Source organism: Fictibacillus sp. KU28468 (assembly GCF_026153615.1).
In the GTDB taxonomy this organism is placed as follows: Bacteria; Bacillota; Bacilli; order Bacillales; family Fictibacillaceae; genus Fictibacillus_C; species Fictibacillus_C marinisediminis.
Genome location: NZ_CP110666.1, coordinates 4,135,375 through 4,159,960, shown reverse-complemented (window position 1 = coordinate 4,159,960; position 24,586 = coordinate 4,135,375). Strand labels below are relative to the sequence as shown.

The 24,586-nt window shown below is 42.6% G+C and carries 19 protein-coding genes, 1 pseudogene and 2 riboswitches; of the genes and pseudogenes, 14 read left to right on the top strand and 6 right to left on the bottom strand.

The window, feature by feature from the left end; translation table 11 throughout:
- Positions 1–648: 648 nt before the first annotated feature.
- Entirely contained in the window at positions 649–3,255 is a 2,607-nt protein-coding gene (gene ppsA, locus OKX00_RS21950; RefSeq protein ID WP_265408861.1) for a phosphoenolpyruvate synthase, read from the top strand.
- 102 nt (positions 3,256–3,357) lie between these two features.
- Here ppsA and OKX00_RS21945 read toward each other — a convergent pair whose 3' ends face one another.
- From OKX00_RS21945 to OKX00_RS21935, 3 genes are all read right to left on the bottom strand, one after another.
- Positions 3,358–3,846 (bottom strand): pyridoxamine 5'-phosphate oxidase family protein, encoded by a 489-nt coding sequence (locus OKX00_RS21945; protein WP_091010462.1) that lies wholly within the window; start codon positions 3,844–3,846, stop codon positions 3,358–3,360.
- 94 nt (positions 3,847–3,940) lie between these two features.
- On the bottom strand, positions 3,941–4,189 hold the full coding sequence (locus OKX00_RS21940; protein ID WP_265408860.1) for a hypothetical protein: 249 nt from the start codon (positions 4,187–4,189) through the stop codon (positions 3,941–3,943).
- A 141-nt stretch (positions 4,190–4,330) separates the two neighbouring features.
- Positions 4,331–4,852, bottom strand: coding sequence for an ECF transporter S component (locus OKX00_RS21935; protein WP_265408859.1), 522 nt, complete (start codon positions 4,850–4,852; stop codon positions 4,331–4,333).
- A gap of 306 nt (positions 4,853–5,158) precedes the next feature.
- On the opposite strand from OKX00_RS21935, the gene OKX00_RS23445 reads away from it, so the two are divergent.
- The 3 genes and pseudogenes from OKX00_RS23445 to OKX00_RS21925 all read left to right on the top strand — a co-directional run bounded on the left by OKX00_RS23445 (position 5,159) and on the right by OKX00_RS21925 (position 6,584).
- The gene (locus tag OKX00_RS23445) at positions 5,159–5,248 is read left to right on the top strand and encodes a MerR family DNA-binding transcriptional regulator (protein ID WP_082316274.1); all 90 of its coding nucleotides are present in this window, start codon (positions 5,159–5,161) and stop codon (positions 5,246–5,248) included.
- A pseudogene (locus OKX00_RS21930) lies at positions 5,239–5,454 on the top strand (FAD-binding oxidoreductase); the annotation flags it as partial. The gene OKX00_RS23445 and the pseudogene OKX00_RS21930, both read left to right, overlap by 10 nt.
- Positions 5,455–5,606: 152 nt before the next feature.
- Positions 5,607–6,584, top strand: a complete 978-nt coding sequence (locus OKX00_RS21925; protein ID WP_265408858.1) for an aldo/keto reductase — start codon at positions 5,607–5,609, stop codon at positions 6,582–6,584.
- 61 nt (positions 6,585–6,645) lie between these two features.
- On the opposite strand, the gene OKX00_RS21920 is transcribed toward OKX00_RS21925, so the two are convergent.
- On the bottom strand, positions 6,646–7,827 hold the full coding sequence (locus OKX00_RS21920; RefSeq protein WP_265408857.1) for a DUF4317 domain-containing protein: 1,182 nt from the start codon (positions 7,825–7,827) through the stop codon (positions 6,646–6,648).
- 347 nt (positions 7,828–8,174) lie between these two features.
- Here OKX00_RS21920 and OKX00_RS21915 point away from each other — a divergent pair, with 347 nt between their 5' ends.
- A complete protein-coding gene (locus tag OKX00_RS21915; RefSeq protein WP_265408856.1) occupies positions 8,175–8,882 on the top strand; it encodes a hypothetical protein in 708 nt (235 codons plus the stop codon).
- A 275-nt stretch (positions 8,883–9,157) separates the two neighbouring features.
- Here OKX00_RS21915 and OKX00_RS21910 read toward each other — a convergent pair whose 3' ends face one another.
- Positions 9,158–10,057 carry a DMT family transporter gene (locus OKX00_RS21910; protein WP_265408855.1) on the bottom strand — a complete coding sequence of 300 codons (900 nt, stop codon included), beginning with the start codon at positions 10,055–10,057 and terminating at the stop codon, positions 9,158–9,160.
- A 588-nt stretch (positions 10,058–10,645) separates the two neighbouring features.
- Between OKX00_RS21910 and OKX00_RS21905 the strand changes: the two genes are divergently transcribed.
- Positions 10,646–11,362, top strand: a complete 717-nt coding sequence (locus tag OKX00_RS21905) for an SH3 domain-containing protein (protein WP_265408854.1) — start codon at positions 10,646–10,648, stop codon at positions 11,360–11,362.
- Positions 11,363–12,734: 1,372 nt separating this feature from the next.
- Here the strand turns inward: OKX00_RS21905 and cspC are convergent.
- Entirely contained in the window at positions 12,735–12,935 is a 201-nt protein-coding gene (cspC, locus tag OKX00_RS21900) for a cold-shock protein (RefSeq protein WP_248251177.1), read from the bottom strand.
- 1,323 nt (positions 12,936–14,258) lie between these two features.
- On the opposite strand from cspC, the gene OKX00_RS21895 reads away from it, so the two are divergent.
- The 8 genes from OKX00_RS21895 to OKX00_RS21860 all read left to right on the top strand — a co-directional run bounded on the left by OKX00_RS21895 (position 14,259) and on the right by OKX00_RS21860 (position 24,581).
- Complete coding sequence (locus OKX00_RS21895) at positions 14,259–14,507, top strand: phage holin family protein (protein WP_062239894.1); 249 nt, start codon at positions 14,259–14,261, stop codon at positions 14,505–14,507.
- A 211-nt stretch (positions 14,508–14,718) separates the two neighbouring features.
- Entirely contained in the window at positions 14,719–15,696 is a 978-nt protein-coding gene (locus OKX00_RS21890) for an AAA family ATPase (RefSeq protein WP_265408853.1), read from the top strand.
- Positions 15,693–16,964 (top strand): DUF58 domain-containing protein, encoded by a 1,272-nt coding sequence (locus OKX00_RS21885; protein WP_265408852.1) that lies wholly within the window; start codon positions 15,693–15,695, stop codon positions 16,962–16,964. The genes OKX00_RS21890 and OKX00_RS21885 overlap by 4 nt, the downstream gene beginning before the upstream one ends.
- A complete protein-coding gene (locus OKX00_RS21880) occupies positions 16,951–19,140 on the top strand; it encodes a DUF4129 domain-containing transglutaminase family protein (RefSeq protein ID WP_265408851.1) in 2,190 nt (729 codons plus the stop codon). The genes OKX00_RS21885 and OKX00_RS21880 overlap by 14 nt, the downstream gene beginning before the upstream one ends.
- 41 nt (positions 19,141–19,181) lie before the next feature.
- Positions 19,182–19,283, top strand: a riboswitch (purine riboswitch).
- A 133-nt stretch (positions 19,284–19,416) separates the two neighbouring features.
- A complete protein-coding gene (gene guaA / locus OKX00_RS21875; protein ID WP_265408850.1) occupies positions 19,417–20,955 on the top strand; it encodes a glutamine-hydrolyzing GMP synthase in 1,539 nt (512 codons plus the stop codon).
- Positions 20,956–21,081: 126 nt separating this feature from the next.
- Positions 21,082–21,183: riboswitch (purine riboswitch) on the top strand.
- A 123-nt stretch (positions 21,184–21,306) separates the two neighbouring features.
- Positions 21,307–22,605: an NCS2 family permease gene (locus tag OKX00_RS21870; protein WP_265408849.1), complete on the top strand. Its 1,299-nt coding sequence runs from the start codon at positions 21,307–21,309 to the stop codon at positions 22,603–22,605.
- A 372-nt stretch (positions 22,606–22,977) separates the two neighbouring features.
- Positions 22,978–23,745 (top strand): vWA domain-containing protein, encoded by a 768-nt coding sequence (locus OKX00_RS21865; protein WP_265408848.1) that lies wholly within the window; start codon positions 22,978–22,980, stop codon positions 23,743–23,745.
- 38 nt (positions 23,746–23,783) lie between these two features.
- Positions 23,784–24,581, top strand: coding sequence for a PP2C family serine/threonine-protein phosphatase (locus OKX00_RS21860; protein ID WP_265408847.1), 798 nt, complete (start codon positions 23,784–23,786; stop codon positions 24,579–24,581).
- Positions 24,582–24,586 lie beyond the last annotated feature (5 nt).

Below are 24,586 nucleotides of genomic sequence, written 5' to 3'. Positions count from 1 at the left end.
TTAATGGAATTACACAAATTAGCTTAGAGAACAGGTGGCGGAGAGATGAGGATTATTTTGCCCATAACTTGGCGGAAGTATTAAGCTGCGGTATTCTGCATCTTTCTGAATAAGGGAAGATGTTTTTTTAAGGATTTGTCCTCGTGTTTGTCCTCGGCTCGTTTGTATATAATTTAAAATTATTTAGAATGAATATCTAAGAATGTTGTTATATCCAAGTTTTTGTTATTGTGTTTATAGATATTTTGTACTCCGAATCATGGGCGGCTTGATGTAAGGCTTTTAAGCCAAACCTCGGAGGAATAGCTAAGGCTATTTCTCCCCAATTTTCTACTCATACTTCACTCATTTTGTGAAGTAGTCATGTAGATCATTTCTAACAATAGCAAAAACCACTTCCTATAAAAATTTGGGAGTGGTTTTTTATGTTGTTAAAATTTATGTACAAGTATGCTATTAATGATGTTATTTTAAAATGATTATTTCGGGCTAACTCTCCCTAAGTTAATTATAGCATATAAAAAATGGTAAAAATAGACTATTTATTGTTTTTTACTGCTGTTAAAATACAATAGAATTTTAATTTGTATTGTGAAGAGGGATAAGTATATCCAAGAAACCAAATTCAATGGTTAGGGGAGATCAAGTATGAGTCCTTTGGTTCTCGGTTTTCAGGAAATGGATAAAACGCAGCTTTCGCTCGTTGGCGGAAAAGGTTTGAATTTAGGGGAATTATCAAAAATTCAAGGAATACATGTACCCGAAGGATTTTGTGTGACAACAGAAGGGTACCAAAAAGCCATTGAACAAAATAAAACGTTTCAAGCTTTGCTGGATGAACTGACAAGGCTAAAAGCAGAGGATCGGGATCAAATTGGTGAAATCAGCAAACAGATTCGACAAATTATTATGGAAGCAGAAATTCCTTCCGATGTTGTGAAAGCTGTTGCTGATTATCTCTCTCGGTTTGGAGATGAACATGCTTATGCCGTGCGTTCCAGTGCGACCGCTGAAGATCTGCCATATGCTTCTTTCGCTGGCCAACAAGACACCTATTTAAATATCATCGGAAAAGAAGCAATCCTGCAACATATCAGCAAATGCTGGGCTTCTCTATTTACAGATCGGGCGGTAATCTACCGTATACAGAATGGATTTGACCACAGGCAAGTTTATCTATCCGTTATCGTTCAAAGGATGGTTTTCCCTAAAGCTTCAGGGGTTCTATTTACCGCTGATCCGATGACCTCTAACCGAAAGCTGCTTTCCATCGATGCCAGTTTTGGGCTTGGAGAAGCACTGGTCTCCGGCTTGGTCTCACCCGATTGTTATAAGGTACAGGATGGGGAGATCGTCGATAAAAGGATAGCGGCCAAAAAATTGGCCAGCTATGGACGAAAAGAAGGCGGAACTGAGACTCGGCCGATCGATCCTGATCAGCAAAAGACTCAAACACTTACTGAACTGCAAATCCTGCAGCTGGAACGCATGGGAAGACAGATTGAAGCTTATTTTGGCAGCCCGCAAGATATCGAATGGTGTTTGGCTGATGAAACATTCTACATCGTTCAAAGCCGGCCGATTACGACGCTATACCCTATCCCAGAAGCGGATGATCATGAAAATCACGTCTATATCTCTGTCGGCCACCAGCAAATGATGACCGATGCCATTAAACCATTAGGATTGTCGTTTTTCTTGTTAGTCACTCCTGCTCCAATGAAAAGAGCTGGAGGAAGATTGTTTGTTGATGCTACACAACATTTGGCTTCACCAAGCCGTCGGAATAGCCTGCTGCAAACGATGGGCGAGCACGATCCCCTCATGAAGGACGCATTAATGACCGTCATTAACCGAGAAGATTTTATTAAAACAGTACCAGATCAAGAAAGTGCTCAAGGACAAAGGAAACCTGGTCCATCAGCGGCAGTTTCATCACCAAACGAAAACGATCCCACTATTGTTCCAGAGTTAATCAAGAAAAGCGAAGCATCCATTGAAGCGTTAAAACAGAGCATTAAGAACAAGTCTGGGTTAGATTTAATGGATTTTATTCAGGAAGATATCCAGGAATTAAGGAAGATCTTATTTAATCCACAGAGTACGGCTGTATTTATGGCAGCTTTTGATGCTTCAGCTTGGATCAATAAGCATATGGATGAATGGTTAGGTGAAAAAAACGCAGCTGACACGCTTAATCAATCTGTTCCACACAATATAACCTCTGAGATGGGGTTGGCGTTATTGGATGTCGCCGATGTGATTCGGCCGTATCCAGAGGTCATTGAATATCTGCAGCAAGTAAAAGATGATCACTTTTTGGATGGGTTAAATCAATTTGCAGGAGGAAAACAAACCAGGGATGCTTTTCATGATTTTCTAAACAAGTATGGAATGAGATGTCCAGGAGAAATCGATATTACGAGAAGCCGTTGGAGCGAGAAGCCTACTGCACTTGTACCGTTGATCCTGAGCAATATTAAAAATGTTGAGCCGAATGAGAGCTCTCGGAAATTTGAGCAGGGGCAAGAGGTGGCACTGAAAAAAGAACAAGAGCTAATAGAGCGATTGATGCAATTGCCTGATGGCCAACAAAAGGCTGAAGAGACGAAACAAAAGATCAGGATCTTCCGGAATTTTATTGGTTATCGGGAATATCCGAAGTACGGCATGATTCATCGCTATTTTATTTATAAGCAGGCATTGCTGAAAGAAGCCGAACAACTCGTCCAAGCCAATGTGATTCATGAAAAAGAAGATATCTACTATCTCACGTTTGAAGAACTTGGCGAAGCCGTACGAACAAATAAACTGGATGAACAGATCATCAGCAAACGAAAAGACGAGTACAAATTATATGAAAAATTAACTCCCCCGCGTGTGATCACGTCTGATGGTGAAATCATTACAGGTAAGTACAAACGCGAAAATATCCCAGCCGAAGCGATTGCAGGCCTGCCTGTTTCTTCTGGAGTGATAGAAGGGCGGGCACGTGTCATCTTAAACATGGAAGATGCTGATCTGGAAGAGGGAGATATATTAGTCACTTCCTTTACTGATCCCAGCTGGACACCATTGTTTGTATCCATAAAAGGTCTGGTTACCGAGGTTGGCGGACTGATGACCCACGGAGCAGTTATCGCACGTGAATATGGCTTGCCAGCAGTTGTCGGGGTGGAAAATGCTACCGAACGGATAAGAGACGGGCAGCAAATTCGCGTGCATGGGACAGAAGGATACATTGAAATATTATAATGGAATGACCATTAGGATGAAGAGATAAGTCTGAAAAGCCGCCAAAATTTGATTTGGCGGCTTTTCATGATTACAGCAACATAAGGTTTTTTGCTTTTACTGTTATTTATTCAATTCAACCGTTTCATTCACATCTGCCGATTCAGCATCTTGTCCTGTTATTCGTTTAAACATAAACGCGATTCTCTTCGTAAAACTACCAGTTTCCCAATATTCGGCTGCTTCCGTTTTTATTTTTATCAAGACAATGTTGGGATCATCATAAGTTGTTTGCATAATTTTGTCATAGGCGAATCCCCACAATTCCTTTTTCTTTTCTAAATCCTCAACGATTTCCGCTCTTCCTCGTATGGAAACATAGGATTTACCTGCATAAGCCACATTAACTTCTTGATTGTGTGTAATTTCCTCGTATTTATTTGTTTCTTTTTTCGTGAAGAACCATAAGTCGCCATCAAACTCTACTTCTTGGGTTTTCATTGGACGAGAAACAAGCCCTTCTTCCGTTACCGTGGTCAGCATGGCTGTGTCTATGTCTTTGATTAACTCTCTTACTGTTTCCAGTTCTTTTTGATTCATCGTGTTAGACATTTCCCTCACCTCGTAAAAGTTTAATAGTGGTATATTACCCTTTACACCAACTTTTACTCTGGTATGGCCTAAACAAAAACTTGAATTTGAACACCTACAAGACGAAACAGCCAAATGGTTTGTGACAAAAATAAAAAAGGGGCTGTCCTGAAAGTCGAAAATTGACCTTCAGCAGCTCCTTTTTGGCTTGAAAATCTTCAATGAAAAGTTGATTGAAGTGGAAGGTGCGAGACTCCTCGAAAATGAACTTCACATTTTCTTCGTGCGATAAAACGCTGCCGGATCCTTCCTTGTCCTGCGGGACTAGCGTGACAGGTGAGACTTCCGCCGGTGCTTGCACCAAAAAGTAGGCGCACGCCTGTAAGGCTCACCGCACGCCCCGCGAAAGTAGGAGCTCGCGCCGGTAAAAGCGAGCAGCCTGGAACGGAAATCAACAGCTTACAGACTTCTTGGACAGCCCCATAGGGTTCTTTTATGCTTAAATCTATATCACTCTCTGCTTTATCCGAGCAACAATCGGTATAACAATAATACCAGCCACAACAACCTGCAAGAAGTTCCCGGGAATAGACCCAAAAGGCTGAACCCAGTTATGATAAAGGATTACTTCTGCAAAGTAGTAGCCGATAATTTTAATGATAAGGGCGGCGGCTACGGCCAGGGTGTTGACCAGCACTTTGTTGCCGGGTACTTTTTCGGAGATGAGTCCGGCTGCATATCCCATTGCTCCTGCGATAACGAAGGTAAACGGTGCCCACACCGTCCATGGGGAGAGGAGATCAAATAAACCCATTCCGACTGCGCCTGCAATGGCACCTGTTTTTCTGCCGAAAACAAATGCTGCTACAAATAGAGGAACGTTACCCAGATGAATTAATCCTCCGTTACCCATGATCGGGAGTTTGAAGTTAATGTACGTTGCGACAAAAGTCAATCCGATGAAAAGGGCATTGATGACTAATGCTCTTGTTTTCCTGGATGATATCGATGATGATGTTGTATTCACATAATTACCTCTTTCATTTATATTTCAGCCTAGCAGCTTTTTTATTCGTTATGGTGTGAAATCCCCCACTCATCTATTATAGCCACCTCTCACGCTTAAGAAAATAGTAAAATGCAATAACCGTTAAGCCTGATAACATGAACAAGTAGTAAAGATAGTATATTTAGGGTTTTCCAGAAGGAGGGAGTTAAGCTGTTACAGCTGCTGCCTTTAATGCTTGAGCGGGCGGGTGTTCTCTTGATGGATGGTGGCTTTTTTGCTTTCCAGATTGAGGTCATTCCGGCAAATCGTTAAGTTGCCGGGAGAATAGGCGTAGCGAATTCCACACTGCGTTACTGGAAACAGGAAGGGTATATTTCCTCGGCCAGGGGAGAAGAGAACAACTATCGGTATTAGAACCGCTAACCAATGCAGGTACCCCAACTCAAAGCGTAATAGAAACATTATACTATCCAGATGCGATCGATTTCCTGGATCCGGACGAACCCATTCCTGGCCGATCCGATCAGAGTGTTAAATTCTCGTCCGCGTGGGGACTTCACCTTTGGCCGGATCACCCTATTAAAATCATGAGAAGGTTTTTGGAAGAAGCCACCGGAACACCGTTGGTTAAGGTAGAGAGAAAAATAACGAAAGCCGCCACTATTTGTTTGGCGGTTTTTTCTTGCGGAATCCTGTGTTTTAAGTGCAAAGAGAAAAGGAATGGAAATAAACAGTGAAAAAAAGACTAATCGTTGGATAGGAGGCAATATCTATGAGCTTGATTAAAGGAAAATTGGGTCTCGGTACGGCGCCGCTTGGAAATATGTTCAGGGAGGTTCCGGAGGAAGAAGCGCGGAAAACGATTGAAACCGCCTGGGATCTCGGAATCCGTTATTTTGATACGGCCCCGTTTTACGGAGCGGGATTAGCGGAACTGCGTCTGGGAGAAGTTTTATCCAAATACAATCGCGATGACTATTTCTTATCAACGAAAGTGGGCAGGGTGATTGAAGATGAAACAGAGGAAAAGGAAGGGATGTTTGAGCATGGCCGCAAAAATAAAATAACCACGGATTACAGTGAAGATGCGACCCTGCGATCGGTCGAGCAAAGCTTGGAGCGGTTAAAAACGGATCGTCTGGACTTTGTATATGTGCACGATGTTTCGCCCGATTTTCTCGGTGACGAATGGGTAACACAGTTTGATATTGCACGAAAAGGGGCGTTCCGTGTGCTGTCCCGCCTTCGTGACGAAGGAGTGATTAAATCATGGGGTCTGGGAGTCAATCGGACAGAACCAATCGAACTTGCCATTGAACTGGAAGAAACACGCCCGGACATCAGCCTGCAAGCGACCCATTATACGCTATTGAACCATGAGCATGCGTTGCTTAAGTTAATGCCAAGAGCTGCGGAGAAAAATATAAATATTGTCGTCGGCGCTCCGTTCAATTCGGGAGTATTGGTTGGAGGAAATCATTTCGATTATGGAGATGTTCCCGATGAAATTGCTTCAAAAGCGAACCAGATCAAACAGATTGCTGAAAAGCATCAGGTGAGTATTAAAGCTGCCGCACTTCAATTCTCCATGGCCCATCCCGCAGTAGCTGCTGTCATTCCCGGCTCTACTCGGGTGGAACATGTGAAAGAGGATGTAGCTGCCTCCAAGGAAGAGATTCCTTCTGACTTCTGGAAGGAGCTAAAAGAACAGAATCTTGTGTCTCCAGATGCCCCAATGCCGATTGATTAAACGAGAAATGTACACATAATAAAAAGCTTCTCCCAGGTTAAAAAGGAGAAGCTTTTTTCTATTAATTCTCCACTTTCTCTCCAAAAGCCTCTGGTATCATCGTAAAGCCTTCGATGACGGTGTCTTCTTCCACTTCAATCATGAGGTAGCGTTTGCCGCTGAGATGGACTTGTTTGACGTATCGCAGGTCCTGAGGGCTGATGGAGATGTTGGCGACTTTGGTGTTAATTTTAATGGATTTTGAATTATACTTCGGAACGACGCTGGTTGCTTTAATCTCGTACTTGTCATCATCTATTACATTTTTGAAGGCTAATTCTACCTTTTCCGTGCTGATGTCTTCAAGGCCGCTCATCTTGAGCACCCGTTCCACGTCCTTGGTGTCCAATTTTGGTTGTTCTTCCTCTTCATTTTCTTCAATCATACGATGAATTTCTTCATACACATTGGAGAGAGTGGATGTATTTAATTGATCACTGGTTACGTTTTTAATAATTTCTTCAAAAACGGCTTTATCATCCCTTGCTGTCATCATTTCTTCAGCGTTTAACACTTGCTCTATGAATGAATAATCAGGCTCATGGACTTTCCCTGCCGAATACAGAATGTGGTTCACATCGGCCGCATTATCAGTGAAACAAGGAAACAGGAATCCTGCAATTGGTGCATTCAGGTTGATGATGGGATCAAGCACAAAGTTGTATTTGAACTCTTTTTCCACATAGTCAAACAGCAGTTCCTTTTTAGGGTCTTGCGTATTGTTAATACTGCAAAGAATAAAGGGATGAGAGTAAACGGTATCGTGTCCATTTTCCTCAGAATCAGCACCACGGCGTTTCGTCGGTTTGAAGTATTCTCCTTTAATGAAGGTAATCACGATATCCATCTCGTATAGCCGATCCTGCAGCATTTTGCCTACCATTTGGAGCATTCGCTCTTTCCAGTCCTCGGTATCACTGCTGAGCAAACCTTGATGGAGGATGAGCTGGCTGCTGTTCTCAGCATTACGTTGAAATTTTAATTCAAAGAGCTTCTCATCCAGGTTGCCGGCAAGTAATTTTTTAAAATTGTTCAGAAACAGCTCTTGTTGTTCAGAATCTAGCATTTCAAAGGGCTGGCTCTGGTGATGATAAATGTCACTCGATTCTTTCGTTATATACACATTAAAGATGGTGGAGATGTTAAGTGAAGCATTTTCTTTTTTAAATTGTTTTCGCAGCTGTGCGATATCTTTTTTGTTCATAGGTTAATACACTCCTAAGTTGCCCTGATTTGTAAATTTGAAGGTAGAAAGGGCTCTCCACCTTGAGTATGAAGCAGCATTTATTTTAACATAAATTGTTTATACTTAGGCGAGTTAAGGGTGATGGGGTTTTTCTGCAGAGGAGTGGACAAGTGGCTCTTTTATGTGTCTTGTATCGCTGGGTGATATGCAAGTTTGTCAAAAAATCTTCATATTTAACGAAATGATATACTTAGATAGGTATATCTCATCATAATAAAAATGCTTAAGTTTTTCGTATCGCTGGACGATATAACTTGCGAATGTAACCTGCATAATAAACTATTAAATAGAAAAGGAGGCCCGATATGCGACGTGATATACAACCGAATGAACAAGCTTTCTCCTCCAAGGAAGTCGCAGAAGCAGTGGGGATTGCAACCCCCACTGTTCGAAAGTATGGACAAATTTTAGAGCGAAATGGATATGAGTTTTTGAAAGATGGCGATCGGCGTATCTTTGTAAAATCTGATATCGAAGCGCTTATAGCGCTTCGCGATACGGCCAACTCCCTGGATGATACAGCTATAGATCTTGTAGATCTGCAACAAGAGAGATTAAAAGAATCCAATGAAACAGAGATTGCTGTATCCGATACATATGAAGAGTTACCCCACGAACCCAATCAACTAAAAGAAGCCTTAATGATTTTATTCAAGGAACTCGCAGACACACGAGAAATGAACGTCCAACTGACCAACGATATGTCCCAGCTTAAAACAACAGTTTCCCGACTCCAGCAAGATCATCATGTTATAAGTTCTAGTATTGGAAATTCAGCGCAAAAGACTAATGCTAAAATTGAAAAATTAACTGAACAACAAAAACACCATTACGAAACATTGCTGCTGCAAGAAAAACAAAAAAGTGAACTCTTACAAAAAGAAATACAAAACATGCGGGACGAACAGAAAAGAGAATGGAGTTCACAAAGTGATTTTAATAAACGTTTAGAAGAAGCGATACAAAAACGTAATGGGAAATGGGGTAAGCTTTTCTCCATATTCGGAAAATAAGGTGCAGAAAGGTTTCATATCGCAGGGCGATATAACATGATATTGCGATCGATTTTGCTAGAGACCTTGTGTATCAAAAAATACCATTCAGAATTCACGATTTTCACAAATTAGCTATTTCCCGAGAAATATCTACAAATTCTGAGTAGATATCGACAAAGTCAAAAGCCAAGACGACAAGGAATATTATAAAAATCTAAAAAAAAAGATGAACTCTGTTAAATCCAGAGATCATCTCTTTTAAACTGATTGTGTATTTTTACATGTCTTTACCTTTAAACACTCGAGTCGGGTACCGTCTTGGATTTGAGCTTCATGTTTACAAACAATATACTAATAACGATAAATAAAAGACCGACTACTAAATTCAGGGTAATATTTTCATGTAACAAGAAAGAACTGCAAAGGATGGCGATGAGCGGGATCAGGAAAGTGAATGATCCGACTTTGCTCGCTTCGCCTGAACCGACGAGTGTAAAGAATGCCAGCCAGCCAAAGGCAATGACAAAGGTAGAGATGAATAATAAGTTTGCTATAAATGGCATTTCCCACTGGATATTTGACCAGCTCTCAAATTTGGAGCCTACACTTAATAAGAAGAGCCCACCCATAATAAGCTGTACGGTAACCATCCAGATCGAATCAACACGATCACCTGTTTTTTTAACATAAACCGTGCCCAATCCCCAGCCTACTGCAGAGCCAAGAGCCAGGATAATACCAACAGCTGAAATACCACCTGTAATTCCGCTTGCACTTATAATTGCAACACCTGTGAAGCCAAGGAGTAATCCAATCATTTTTAATCTATACATCGATTCCCCAAGCCAAATCCAACAGAAAATCCCGAGCAGCACCGGCTCGATGAATACAATGGCAGAAAACAATCCTGCTGGTGCATAACCAAGACCTACCGTTTGAAGACCATAAAAAAGGATGATGTTAAAAAAAGCTGAAATAAAGTAAAAATGCCATGTTTCTTTAAAACGAAGCCTTTTATATCTTGGAAGGGCAAAAATAAGTAAAATAAGGCCGCCCAAAATCGTTCTAATTCCGGCAAATAATAATGGGGGAGTATAGCTAAGTGCGATCTTGGATAATGGCCAATTGACACCCCACATAATCACAAGAAATGTAAGCAGTAAGACTGTATTTGTTCGCGAAAGTTGTTTCATCGTTGTGCCTCCTTGACATACGTACCTAAGCAATGATACGCCTTTAAAAATTAATATAACAAGTTAAATGCTCTGCCCTCGTTTAAATAGACATAAGTTTTCGTTTCGTCTTTTGTAGCGGGAGAACATGTGTATCCCTTTCATTAATAGCAGGCTTAATTTCTCCTAAAAGATTGTTTTGTTTTTGATAAGCAGTTGCTTGTCTTCAACGTTTAGCTGTAGTTTTACTAAAGTAGAAAATGCTGATTGTTATGTATTGCTCCAAAAAGAGCTGAAGTAAAAAAAGACTATCCTGGTCTTTTAGATATTACTTCTGTTAGGGCATTTACATCCAATGTATCGGACGATGTACCAAAGCCAACAAAAGACCCAAGTGAAATTCATTGAAGATCTGTTTTATTTAAACAAAATGCATGCTTGATAAAATGGAAGTTGAGGCGATTGAGAACCTCGATCAAAAACAAGCGTCCTCTTTAATAGAATTCCTCAAGAAAGGGGCGGAAAGGCTCTTTTTTGTGTGTTTTGTATCACTGGGCGATATACGAATCCATCAAAAAACCCCATAATTAGGAGAAAAGGAGGTCCGATATGCGAAATGATATACAACCAAATGAACGAGCTTTCTCTTCCAAGGAAGTGGCAGAAGAAGTGGCGATTGCAACACCCACTGTTCGAAAGTATGGCCAAATCTTAGAGCGAAATGGATATGAGTTTTTAAAAGATGGCGATCGGCGTATCTTTGTTCAATCCGACATCGAAGCGCTTATAGCGTTACGCGATACGGAAAAGCCCCTGGACGATACAGCTAAAGACCTTGTGTATCAACAAAAAGAAAGAGTAGAAGGATCCAATGAAACACATGAAACAGAAATTGCGATACCCGATACATATGACAATTTACCCCGCGATTCCAAACAATTGAAAGAGATCTTAATTTTTTTGGCTAATGAACTCGCAGCCACACGTGAAATGAATGTCCAATTGACAAACGATATGTCACAGCTTAAAACAACCGTTTCCCGGCTCCAGCAAGATCATCATATTATCAGTTCTACGATTGGAAATTCAGCACAAAAAACGAACGCTAAAATTCAAAAATTAACGGAACAGCAAAATCTCCATTACGAAACATTGCTGCAACAAGAAAAACAAAAAAGTGAATTCTTACAAAAAGAAATACAAAACATGCGGGATGAACAGAAACAAGAATGGCGTTCACAAAATGATTTTAATAAACGTTTAGAAGAAGCTGTACAAAAACCAAAAGGAAAATGGGAGAGGCTTTTCGCCATATTCCTAAAATAAGGTGGGACAAGAAAACGAGGGCTCAATTGAAATTTATTGGAGATTTGTTTAAGCGATATGCAACTGAGGCGGTTGAGAACCTCAGTTAAAATAAGAGTCATCCTTAATGAACTGCTTTAGAAAGAGGTTGATCGGCTCTTTTTTTGTTTCGTATCCCAGGGCGATATAAGTTACGAACAGACGAGCATTCTCTCCCAAGGAAATGGACAGAAGAAGTGGTGAACCAAAACCCACTATTCGGAAGTATGGCCAAATCTTAGAGCGGAATGGATATGGGTTTTTAAAAGATGGCGATTGATGTTCTTTGTTAATCTAACATCGGAGCGCTTATAGCGCTGCCCGATATGAACAAGCCCCTAGACGATACAGGTAAAAAACTTATGTATCAACAAACACCATTCAGATTCACCATTTTTCAAATTTCAACAATTTCCCGAGAAATATCTACAAATTCTAAGTAGATATCGACAAAATTAGAAGCCAACCTATATGGAACTTATATCATTATTTTTCTTTTTTCGATACTAAGCTACCGAAAGCTTTTGTAATGTGATTTTACTTCTTATCGCTCTCATTATTCTCGCGGTATTGGCAGCGGGGTAAATTAATATTGTATAGAGCCGGCTATTTTCAGCTGACCGGGGGCTTTTCTCATATGGAAAAACCCGGAGTCCCAATTAAGGAATTCCTGGTTTTTGTGGCTGTTATTTTGTGATATCAGACAAAATTTCATAGGAACGAAGGCTTTTTTGATGATCATAAACTTGAGCGATCGCCATGATTCATCGGCTTGGCTCATGTCTAAAAATTTCTGCAGCTTCTCCTTAACTGTGTCAGGATTTCCGATGATGGAAGGACCTAACTGATGCTGAAGCGGAACCTTATCCTTCATACAAAGGGGGAGTAGTCTTGTTCATCTGCGTTTCTCAGGCTTCCTTGACAGGCTGGCTTCGAAACGACATGCCGTATACGCCGCTCTCCTTGCCAAACAATTTTACCTGCTGCTGCCTGGTTACCGCGATAAAGAGTTGTAATGGGTTTGCGCTGAACAATTCTATGTCGGAAAAGGGACGAATCTGCACGTTCGCCACATGCTGATTGGAGAAAGAGATTTATAAGCAGAAAAGTAAATTGAACTTAACTGTTTCACTTCTGGCTGGTCCGCTATAAACAAGAAACAACAAATACATTCTGATATTTTCAAACAGTATGTTATACTGTTAATTAACCTGTGTAGCGATAAACCATTTTCCAAATACCTTGTACCACGACCCTGCTCGAATGTTGAGTGGGGTTTTTTATGGAATAATAAATATAAACAATAAAAAACAGGCTCTATATATAGAGCCTGTTTGTATATGCTAATTTAAGTTTATGCTTTTTGAACGTTAGCAGCTTGAGCTCCACGAGCACCTTGCTCAACGTCAAATGTTACTTTTTGACCTTCATCTAAAGACTTGAAGCCATCAGATTGAATGGCAGAGAAATGTACGAATACATCATCACCATTTTCACGTTCGATAAATCCAAAACCTTTTTCTGCATTAAACCATTTAACTGTACCATGTTCCATATTTGTTGCCTCCTAGTGCGTTACCACACAATATATTACTATCCCTGCCCAAAGTGATGATTAACAATCGTTTACACCGAACAAAAATAATTCTATATCTATCATAACAGGAATCGGAAGATGTTGCAAATCACCGGACCTTAAATAAAATATTGCTTAATCTTAAGGTTGGAAAAGAGCATGTTTTAGTTCTTTATTTAATAAGTCCAAGCAATGTCTTTATACAAGCATAAAATAGAATATATAATAAAAAAATTAACTTTAAGGAGTTTTATGTTTATGTTTTTTAAGAATTGTGAGGAGTCTTCAACATCTTCACATGAATGCAAAAAAAAATCCCGTTCCTTTGTCCACTTGAAGTGTAAAAAATTAATACTAAAAAAAGCTTCTTCATGCTGCGAAAAAGAGTCCTCAAGCTCTTTTCATCATGAGTTTATGAGTGAATCCTCAAGCTCCTCTCATCATGAGTGCAAGAAAGAGTCCTCAAGCTCCTCTCAGTGCATAAAAGAATCATCGAGCTCTTCTCATCATGAGTGCAAGAAAGAATCATCAAGCTCTTCTCATCATGAGAGTAAAGATCCCTCAAGTTCTTCACATCATAAGAGCAAAAAAGAATCTTCAAGTTCTTCACATCAAAAGAGTAAAAAAAGTTCTTCTCAACATAAGAGTAAAAAAGAATCCTCATCCTCTAAATGCTGCAAGAAGAGGGTAGAATGTGATCCTTGCTGGGGAAAAATGAATCATAATAAGTGGGTAAAAAAACTCGGTCCTGCACCAGGATTAGAATAGATGTAAGGTAAGACAGCTTATATTTAGGCTGTCTTTTTTTAATAGAATTCAAGCTCATTTGCAAAAAGTTAGACAAGTTGTCTCCCATAAGCTATTTGCAGGTTTAAAACAGCCATTCAAGATTAACGCACATTTTACGGTTAATCTTTCACGATTCTCCATATTTTTACATAGTATATTGAGAGATTAAGAGATTTACTCTTTCTCTCAGATCGTTTAATAGGAGGTGACTCACATGTCATCTTTTGGCAAGCACTGTAAACGTTCATCTCACCGATCAAGTAAACAAAAATGCAAACGTTCATCATCAAGTTCATCATCAAAGTTTGTATTTAAATGCAAAAAAGTAAAGAAGAAAAAGCGTCGTCACAGCTAATGCTCTAAAATCTGAATGGAAGTTAAGTCTATCTCTTCGGAGGTAGGCTTTTTAAATGGTATTCTTTCCTTACTGGATTTGAATTTTTTCGTTCTTCTCAAAAGAAAAATGCAATAAATTAATATAATAAAATCTTCTCAATCAAAGGAGGGTGAAGGATGGACTTGATCAATAACTTTGCGCCATATGTGGGGCTTGCTGTCGTTCTGTATGCAATCCGCCAAACGTCGAAGGTTTCGAACCGGTATATTCCAATTGTGGCCATTGTGCTTGGAGTGCTGTATTCGTTCTGGGAAGCAGGAGGAGCCACTCCGCATAGCACGTTAGTGGGACTGAAATACGCGCTGCTCGGCATCGGAACCGTAGCGGGGGTTAAGTATTTCATAGAATCATCCGGCAACAAGTAGTGAGTATAGAAGTAAGCGAGGCCGCCGTATCTAGGCGGCTTTTTAATTTTTTGTCGAAAACAAGGAGTTAAGGCCGCTGATTGCGAATGTAAATAAAATAGGAAATAGAACCTAGACTGCTTTTGGGGGATTAGGGTTATCAGGCATAATTCGGGGGAATATCTTTCTTAGATGTTGCCGCGTATCGCCTATTATAAAGGGGGATGACCGCATGAGTATAAACAAAGTTAAGTTTGACAGCTACCGATCGGAACTGGAAGCTGTTATTAAAAATATAGAACATGTCATGGTAGGAAAGAAGCAGGTTTCAGAGTTAAGCATTGTGGCTCTCCTTGCCGGAGGGCATGTTTTGCTTGAAGACGTTCCGGGAGTCGGGAAGACCATGATGGTGCGTGCCATCGCCAAGTCGCTGGGACTTCAGTTCAACCGGATTCAGTTTACTCCCGATCTTTTGCCTTCTGACATAACCGGGGTTTCCATTTTTAATCAGAAGGAAATGAACTTTGAATTTCGAGCTGGACCGCTTATGGGAAATGTTATACTCGCCGATGAAATCAACCGAACCTCCCCGAAAACACAATCAGCCCTCTTGGAATCCATGGAAGAGAAAAGTATCACCGTTGACGGCCACACCCACATCCTGCCGAATCCCTTCTTTGTCATGGCCACACAAAATCCGATTGAATACGAAGGAACCTATCCGCTGCCTGAAGCTCAGCTTGACCGTTTTCTCCTGAAATTAAATATGGGCTATCCGACGCCTGATGAAGAATTATCGATCTTAAGCTTGATCGTGCAAGACCATCCGATTGATAACCTGAAGCCTGTCGTTACCGCAGAGGAACTGAACGGAATGAAAGAGCAAGTGAAAGCCGTGTATGTCGATGAAACGGTAAAAAAATACATCATTGACCTTGTAAACCGCACACGCAATCACCGTTCCATCTATCTTGGAGCCAGTCCGAGGGGATCGCTGGCGCTTATGAAGGCCGCCCAGGCACACGCTTTTATGATGGACAGGAATTTTGTAGTGCCGGACGATGTAAAATATCTCGCGCCATACGTCCTTACCCACCGCATCCTTTTAAAACCTGAAGCCAGATTTGAAGGAGAGACGCCGGATACCGTCATCCGTGATCTTCTGAACCGTGTGCCTGTTCCAATCCAGAAAGGGCAGCATGCCAGATGAAACGGCTAAAGTGGAAGCTGAACAGCAAATATAAAACCCCGCTTGGCCTTGCGGGCATCGTACTCCTACTTGGCCTGACCTTTTCGTACGCCATGTTTCAGGGTGGGTTTGTGAGCTGGTTTTTGTTTTACAGCGTTTTTCCTTTTACCGTCTATACGGTGACGATGGTCTTTTATCCGCTTCATAGAATACAGATGACGAGGGAACTGAGCAAGGATCTACTCATGGCCGGTGAGGAACTGACCGTGACCATCCGCCTTAAACGAAAAACACCTTTTCCTCTCTTTTATCTTGTCATCCATGATGAGATTCCCGCTCCCTTATATAAAGAAGCGCTGCACGGCGGGGAAGAGGATCAGATTCATTCCCGGGTGTTGTTTTTTCCATTGTTTAAAAAGAATCTTGTCTACACGTACCGCATCAAGCCTGTGCCGCGCGGCGTTTATGAGCTGAACAGCATCGCGCTGAAAACAGGAGATGTGTTCGGTTTCGTGCAAAAAGAGATAAAAATAAACCTGTCTGATAAGGTCTTCATCTATCCAAGGTATCAGGAGATCGAGCGCTGGGAGATGGACAAGCATCTTCAGAGCGGGATTCAGCGGGCCGGAAGAAAATCGCTGACTGACTATACGTCGACGGTAAGTGTGAGGGATTATGCACCCGGCGATAAGCTATCCTGGCTGCATTGGAAGGCAAGTGCGCGTTCCAACAAACTGCTGACAAAAGTGTTTGAACATCAGCGGAATGACGATTATGTCATCGTACTGGATCAATCAGCAGAAAGCTACGGCAATCAAGACTGGCTTTTTGAAAAGGCCGTTTCCTTTGCGGCCTCCATCACGCATTACTCCGTGCAAAAAGGGGCCTCAATAGGTCTATACAGTTCCCGGAATAAAGGGCAGCTGTTGATGAACAGCGGAACCGGCCACGAATGGCGGATCTTTCATGAACTTGCGAGCGTTCAGCCGGATATAAAAAAGCCTTTTTATGAATGGCTGAAACAGGAATTTATCGATGGCAGGCTGGAGGGAAGAACTGTTGTCATCATCTCGCCGCTGCTGGATGATGTAATGATCAGGACACTGGAAATGGTTACAGCCCGGCAGGCTAACGCAGTGTATTTTTATATGTCGGCCAATGACAGGCTCCACCCTCAAGAACTCACGTCCATCCATCGTTTAAACAATAGTTTAATTCCTGCGGTTTCCATTTACGGGCCGAGGTTCAGTGACGCATTAAAGGCAGGTGCAAACCGTGCAAGCATTTAAATATAACCGGCCGTCCCCAATTTACTCTCTTGTTCTTTATGCTCTCGGGTTTATGCTCCTGTGGGAGTGGCTCAGGCCGCTGACCCAGATTACGTCCACTGAGGATACGCAGGTTTTTGTTGTGTTTACTGCGTTTTTGTTTATTATTACGTACTTCAAACTGCCGGCGTGGCTCTCATTCCCGATCAAGTTAATCGCCCTGCTGTATGCTGTGCATGCCCTGTATTATCCCGATGTTTTTCTATCATTCCAATGGGTTCCTCACCTGATCGGCGACCTGGAAAGTAATCTGATGTTCATCTGGAATCAGGAATGGACGGAAATGTCTTCGCTGAGCAGATCTCTTTTGTTCTTTGTCCTGCTCTGGCTCGTGAGCTATCTCATGCATTACTGGCTCATTCAGGCTAAACGAATTTTTTTGTTCTTATTTATAACCGTTCTATATATCACGGTCCTTGATACGTTTACGCCGTATGATGCGAAGATGGCGATCGTGCGCACTGTGTTTATCGGGCTGGTTCTTGTCGGCATCTTAAGAATAATGAAAATCGTGGAGACCGAAGGATTTTCGCTCATGAAAGGACGGTTTCCCATCATGTGGATGGTGCCGCTCACCGTGGTCATCGCCCTGTCTTCCACGCTCGGCTTGCTTGCGCCTAAAGCATCTCCGCAATGGCCTGACCCGGTACCTTTTATCACGTCCATGTCGGATAAAGGTGAAGATGGTTCCGGCATCAACAGCAAGTTTGCCCGAATCGGCTATGGCACGAATGACAGCCATCTTGGAGGGCCGTTCGAATTTGATTACAAAGAGGTTTTTACCGCGACCGTAAAAGAAAAGCATTACTGGCGGGTCGAAACGAAGGACGCCTATACGGGAAAAGGGTGGGAAAACTCTTTCTCCCCGGAATTTCATACGCTAAACCCGCAATCGGTGGAGTATACTGCTCCAATCTCCAGTCTCATTGAACCGGGGGGAGCTCAGATGATGAAAGAGAAAGCCACCATCAAAATGGCGAAAACCTATCCGTTCATCCTTTCACCAGGCGTCATTACTTCCATTCAAGCCAAAAAAAATGTTGATTTTATGCTTGATCCGCTGACCGGAAAGATTAATACGACGAGCGGGGGCGATCCAACGAGACTAAAGAAATACCAAATGGAATATGAGCTTCCGCAATACGATGAGAAAAAATTGCGGGAAAGCAGCCAGTCCTATCCGCAGTATGTGACCGAATACTATCTGCAGCTTCCAAAAGAGCTCCCTTTACGAGTCAAAAAACTGGCGGCATCTATCGTAAAGAATGCTGAAAATCCGTATGATAAAGCCAAGGCTGTAGAGAATTTCTTTTCGCTGAATAACTTTGGATACGATACCGTCGATGTGAGAGCACCAAAGAAAAACGAAGATTACGTGGATAAGTTTTTGTTTGATGCGAAGAAGGGGTACTGCGATAACTTTTCGACATCCATGATCGTGCTGCTTCGGTCAGTCGGCATTCCTGCCCGCTGGGTGAAGGGCTTTACATACGGAGAGTATCAGGAAACGAAAAACATGAATAAGACGTATAAAGTTACGAATGCCAATGCCCACTCCTGGCCGGAGGTTTATTTTTCAGGAGTCGGCTGGGTGCCTTTTGAACCAACAAGAGGGTTTTCCAACCCAAGCCAGATTGAAGAGGAAGTGAAGAGCGCGGCGGCGTCAGTTGTTTCTCCTGTAAAGAAGAAAAACAAACAGGAAGTGCAGCCTGACGAGAAGGGCCAATCGGCGAGCAAGGGACAAAATGGAGATGGAAGTTTAGCCATCCTGGGCAAATCCTTGCTGTACGCGATTCCGCTTATCTTTGCAGCAGCACTCCTTGCTCTTGTATTCCGGAAAAAATGGCTCCGTCAGTATTATATCTGGAGATTCCGCAGGCGAAAAGGGACAGGAACATTTGCAGATGCGTATGACCGGCTGCTATGGCTGGCCGAGCTTTACGGGTTGAAAAAGGATCCTTCCTATACACTCAGGGAATATGCGGTCTATGTTGACCGTTCGCTTGATACTCGGGATATGAGGATGCTGACTTCTGCTTATGAATCTCTGCAATACGGCAATAGGCAGACTGCTGATCAATGGACAGATACCAACAAGAAATTGTGGGAAAATTTAATTAAAAAGCTGCGGGGTTGACCGTCTGACAAGCCATTGTTAGAATGTGCTTAAGATACAATGCCGTCAATATTATTCTCCTTCGTATATCCTCGATAATAAGGATCGAGAGTCTCTACCGGGCCGCCGTAAATGGCCTGACTATGAAGGCAGGGTTCTTTATGCACAACCGGAATTCTGCCTTTGTTTTTTTTGCTGAAAAAACAGAGCTGGGATTCCGGTTTTTTGTTAATGAAAAGGATATGTTAGGGTAAATTTGGCAAATACTACGGAAAGATCAATAGATGGGGTGACAGAATGAATTTAGCCAGTGAAATGATCGTCGTTCTAGACTTTGGGGGCCAATACAACCAGCTGATCGCAAGGCGTATTCGTGATCTTGGGGTATACAGTGAACTGCTTCCGCACACAACGACTGCAGAAGAAATCAAGAAGTTGAATCCAAAAGGAATCATCTTCTCTGGAGGACCGAACAGTGTATACGCACCGGATTCGCCTTCAGCGGATGAAGCGATTTTTGACCTTGGCATCCCTGTACTGGGAATCTGCTACGGTATGCAGCTCATGACTCATCACTTCGGTGGAAAAGTAGAGCGCGCCAACCACCGTGAATACGGGAAAGCAGAAATTACGATTGCAAATGAAAGCAAGCTGTATCAAGATCTTCCAAAACATCAGGTGACATGGATGAGCCATAGTGACCTTGTTGTTGCTCCTCCACAAGGATTTGTAACCGACGTGACGAGCATTTCCTGTCCGGTAGCGGGAATGAGCGACATCTCCCGCCACTTGTACGGCGTTCAGTTCCATCCTGAGGTCCGCCACAGTGAATATGGAAATGAGATGCTAAAGAATTTTATTTTTGCCATCTGTGAATGTGAAGGCAGCTGGACGATGGAAAACTGGATCGAGGACGAACTGGAGAAAATCCGCCAGCAAGTCGGAGATAAAAGAGTGCTTTGTGCTCTATCCGGCGGCGTCGATTCTTCCGTTGTTGCGGTATTGATCCATAAAGCGATCGGCGACCAGCTGACTTGTATTTTTGTAGACCACGGGCTTCTTCGCAAAGGTGAAGCGGACAGTGTTATGAAAACCTTCAGTGAAGGGTTCCACATGAACGTGATTAAAGTGGACGCGAAAGACCGTTTCCTTGGCAAGCTTAAGGGAGTTTCTGACCCTGAAATGAAACGTAAAATTATCGGCAACGAATTCATCTACGTGTTTGACGAAGAGGCGAGCAAGCTTGAAGGCGTGGATTACCTTGCACAAGGTACGCTTTACACGGACATCGTAGAAAGCGGAACAGCTACAGCTCAAACGATCAAGTCCCATCATAATGTAGGCGGACTTCCTGAAGACATGAAGTTTACCTTGATTGAGCCTTTGAACACACTCTTTAAAGATGAGGTTCGTAAGGTTGGTACAGAGCTTGGTATTCCTGATGCGATTGTTTGGCGTCAGCCGTTCCCGGGTCCTGGACTAGGAATCCGTGTACTTGGCGAGATTACTGACGAGAAGCTTGAGATTGTCCGTGAATCTGACTTCATCCTGCGTGACGAAATCAGTAAAGCAGGACTTGAGCGGGATGTATGGCAATACTTCACGGTTCTTCCTGATATCCGCAGTGTAGGGGTAATGGGAGACATGAGAACGTACGATTACACAATCGGTATCCGTGCTGTTACATCCATCGACGGAATGACATCCGACTGGGCGCGCATTCCGTATGAAGTGCTGGAGAAAATATCTACGCGCATCGTAAACGAAGTCAACCATATCAATCGTGTAGTGTATGACATTACGTCCAAGCCGCCTGCAACGATTGAATGGGAGTAATAAACGAACGTTTTATAAATTTCCAATAAAAATATTCGGAAATAGATTGACGAAATCTGTAGTAATTTGTATAATTTCCATGTAAACAGTATAAAAGTCACAGATTTTAAAAGTAGTATTGCTTTTAGCGCTGAGACAATCGTCTTTTGTATAAATTCGGGGATATGGCCCGAAAGTTTCTACCAGGCTGCCGTAAATGGCCTGACTACGAAGGTACATGGAATATCATATGAATTCAGGTTAATACACTGATTCCGTCATGTGATTTCTATTCCCTTTGTATGTTAGCTCAAGGTAGAGAGACCTTGAGCTTTTTTTGTTTTTCCATACTAGATAATCAGGGGGATTATGATGAAGAACTACTTTAGCTTTGATGAACACGGTACAACCTACCGAAAAGAATTTATTGCCGGACTGACCACGTTCCTGGCCATGGCTTACATCCTTTTCGTTAACCCTTCAATCCTTGGCCAGACCGGGATGGATAAAGGAGCTGTCTTTACGGCAACAGCCCTCTCTGCGGCTTACGGTACACTGTTTATGGGCCTTGTAGCCAAATACCCGATCGCTCTTGCACCTGGGATGGGATTGAATGCGTTCTTTACATTCTCGGTCGTGCTTGGCATGGGAATTCCTTGGCAGACGGCGCTTTCTGGTGTTTTGTTATCTGGACTTATCTTTATTGCGATTACTGTTTTTAAAATTCGTGAAACCATCATTAACGCGATTCCGGTAGAACTGAAATACGCAACAGCCTGCGGAATCGGTTTGTTCATTGCCTTTATCGGATTAAAAAGTGCAGGAATCGTTGTTGCCAATGAAGCAACATTCGTAGGATTGGGCCACTTGGCGAAGCCTGATACATTGCTTGCCATCTTCGGATTTATTGTAACCATTCTTATGGTCGTCCGCGGAGTAAAAGGCGGAATCTTCTATGGTATGGTCATTACCGCTGTTGTCGGTATGATCTTTGGATTGATCGATGCCCCTCATCAAATCGTTGGTAAGGTGCCAAGCCTTGCTCCGACATTCGGCGAAGCTTTCACTAATTTCGATAAAATATTTACACCGCATTTAATTGTAGTTGTATTAACGTTCTTCTTCGTTGATTTCTTTGATACAGCCGGTACGATCATGGCGGTTGCAAGCCAGGCTGGAATTATGAAAGACAACAAGCTTCCACGTGCAGGACGCGCGCTGCTGGCTGATTCCTCTGCAATCGTTGTCGGTGCGACTCTGGGTACATCTTCAACAACCGCTTATATCGAGTCAGCATCCGGTGTTGCTGCTGGCGGACGTACAGGATTTACATCGGTTGTTACAGGTTTGTTCTTATTGCTGGCATTATTCTTCTCACCGTTATTGGTGGTTGTAACACCTGCAGTAACCGCTCCGGCATTGATCGTTGTCGGTGTCCTCATGGTTGGGGTTCTTGGCAAGATTGAATGGAGCAAGCTTGAAATCGCGGTTCCGGCATTCTTAACGATTATCGCAATGCCGCTTACGTACAGCATTGCCACAGGGATCGCGCTAGGATTCGTTATGTATCCTGTAACGATGCTTGTTAAAGGAAGAAGAAAAGAAATTCATCCGATCATGTATGTATTGTTCTTGATCTTTATCTGTTACTTTGCTTTCTTGGTGGAGTAGGATCTATTAATGAAGCGCTCAGACAGTGAACCTGTCTGGGCGTTTTTTTTTGTGAAAATGATGTGTTTTGCAAGTAAAGATCCTGTTTCTGCAAGTAAATCGTGTCGAATCGCAAGTAACTGATTCGTTTTCGCAAGTAAAGCGTGTCGAACCGCAAGTAAAAGCGGCAAATCTGCAAGTAAATGCTCGATTAAACAGAACTGAAGACCCTTGTTCAAAAATCATCTGGGATATATAGTATAAAAACGTAAAAAATAGGGAAATAGTCTCGTAGTATGACAGAATCACGAACTTATCTACACTTTTCCATAATTTTTCCTTACAATAAGGGTAATTAATTGAAACTATTAAACTATAGGGGTCGAATAAAACATGGATTATCGTCTTCAAGCAACACAGCAAACACCAGCGTACATCATGTACCTGCTCGATATCAGCGCGTCCATGAACCAGATGATGGACGCCGGGAACGGACAGGAAAAAAGAAGGATCGATGTGGTAACGAGCGCACTGAACTCCGCGATCCGGCAGATGGTGTTCCGTTCAACTAAAGGCAGCAGGCTTAGCCCGCGCTATAAGGTTTCAATTTTAGCCTACAGTGACAATGTTTTTGATGTATTGGGCGGAATAAAAGGCATTGATGAGCTTGCCAGAATGAAGCCGCTTGATAATATCCAAACCCAGCGGCTGACCAACACAGCCAAGGCTTTTGCTGCTGCAGAAAAAATTCTCCTGCAGGAATTGGAAAAGATGCAGTACTGTCCTGCTCCATTAATATGCCACATGACTGACGGAGCTTATACGGGGAAAGATCCTGAGCCGATCGTCCAAAGAATCATGAACCTATCCGTGCCAGACGGAAAAGTGCTCGTCGAGAATATTTTTATCTCCGACGAAATTTTATCCAAGCCCATTGAGAACTCCAAAAAGTGGCCGGGCATCATGTATGAAACGGTACTCGATGAAGACTATGGCAACAAGCTGAAACGCCTTTCCAGTCCATTGCCGGAGAGCTATCGGGAAATGATGATTGAAACTGGCTATAAAATTGAACCCGGAGCGCTGATGTTGCTGCCGGGCACGAATGCTGACCTCGTTTCTCTCGGATTTCAGATGTCTGCCGCCACACCGGTCCGTTAATATACATTTAAAATTTCCATAAACCCTGAGGTGAATCCATGTATACGTATTATAGTGATCAAAAGAAAGAAACTCCGGTATCGTCTGTTTACCGGGATCCTTTTTCTATCCGTTACGGTTATGCAAGGTCCAGTGAGACACAGGAAGCTGATGATTCGGGCCAGGATTTTTTAGCGTTTGAAGTGAAAGATCGAAGCCTCGTTTTTGCAGTCTGCGATGGGGTTAGTCTGTCCTTTTGCGGGGATCTTGCCGCTCGCTTTTTATCTGAAAAGCTTATTCAGTGGCTAGGGGAGTTTCCAGCTAATGAGTATAGGGATGAAGCCGGCGCTAAAGAGAAACTCGCCTCATATCTGACAGAGCTGACATTGGAAGGGACAGAGACGATCAGAAAACATCGCCTGCCGAATTCCATGCCGCCTATTTTAAGAGAAGTGCTCGAGGAAAAACGGACAAAAGGCAGCGAAACGATGTTCATCTGCGGCCGGATCGACATGGCAGATGAGATGACCAGCCAAGCCGGCATGTTTCTTGCGTCTTCAGGAGATATACGATTAAGAGTCTGGAACACCTCAGGGGAAGTAACGTCTGATGGCAAAATGCAACCCGAAACAAAAAAACGATGGTCAACAAAGGACGGGCTTATCGGCGGAGACATTCATACCGTAACGGGGCAATCGTTCGGCGAAGTACGCCGGATCGCGGTTTATTCTGATGGGTTTTCAGCGATTGACGGCTTGAAGCAGCTGCCATCAACGGATCAGCTGCAGATCCTTGTGAAAAAATCGCTCCAATCTCCGCTAAGCGATGACTTGTCTTTTTTAGACATCGCCTGGTAGAAAGG

Coding starts and splice junctions, on each gene's coding strand:
- ppsA (WP_265408861.1), top strand. CDS start 649: ATGAGTCCTTTGGTTCTCGGTTTTCAGGAAATGGATAAAACGCAGCTT.
- OKX00_RS21945 (WP_091010462.1), bottom strand. CDS start 3,846: ATGTCTAACACGATGAATCAAAAAGAACTGGAAACAGTAAGAGAGTTA.
- OKX00_RS21925 (WP_265408858.1), top strand. CDS start 5,607: ATGAGCTTGATTAAAGGAAAATTGGGTCTCGGTACGGCGCCGCTTGGA.
- OKX00_RS21920 (WP_265408857.1), bottom strand. CDS start 7,827: ATGAACAAAAAAGATATCGCACAGCTGCGAAAACAATTTAAAAAAGAA.
- OKX00_RS21915 (WP_265408856.1), top strand. CDS start 8,175: ATGCGACGTGATATACAACCGAATGAACAAGCTTTCTCCTCCAAGGAA.
- OKX00_RS21910 (WP_265408855.1), bottom strand. CDS start 10,057: ATGAAACAACTTTCGCGAACAAATACAGTCTTACTGCTTACATTTCTT.
- OKX00_RS21905 (WP_265408854.1), top strand. CDS start 10,646: ATGCGAAATGATATACAACCAAATGAACGAGCTTTCTCTTCCAAGGAA.
- cspC (WP_248251177.1), bottom strand. CDS start 12,935: ATGGAACATGGTACAGTTAAATGGTTTAATGCAGAAAAAGGTTTTGGA.
- OKX00_RS21895 (WP_062239894.1), top strand. CDS start 14,259: ATGGACTTGATCAATAACTTTGCGCCATATGTGGGGCTTGCTGTCGTT.
- OKX00_RS21890 (WP_265408853.1), top strand. CDS start 14,719: ATGAGTATAAACAAAGTTAAGTTTGACAGCTACCGATCGGAACTGGAA.
- OKX00_RS21885 (WP_265408852.1), top strand. CDS start 15,693: ATGAAACGGCTAAAGTGGAAGCTGAACAGCAAATATAAAACCCCGCTT.
- guaA (WP_265408850.1), top strand. CDS start 19,417: ATGAATTTAGCCAGTGAAATGATCGTCGTTCTAGACTTTGGGGGCCAA.
- OKX00_RS21870 (WP_265408849.1), top strand. CDS start 21,307: ATGAAGAACTACTTTAGCTTTGATGAACACGGTACAACCTACCGAAAA.
- OKX00_RS21865 (WP_265408848.1), top strand. CDS start 22,978: ATGGATTATCGTCTTCAAGCAACACAGCAAACACCAGCGTACATCATG.
- OKX00_RS21860 (WP_265408847.1), top strand. CDS start 23,784: ATGTATACGTATTATAGTGATCAAAAGAAAGAAACTCCGGTATCGTCT.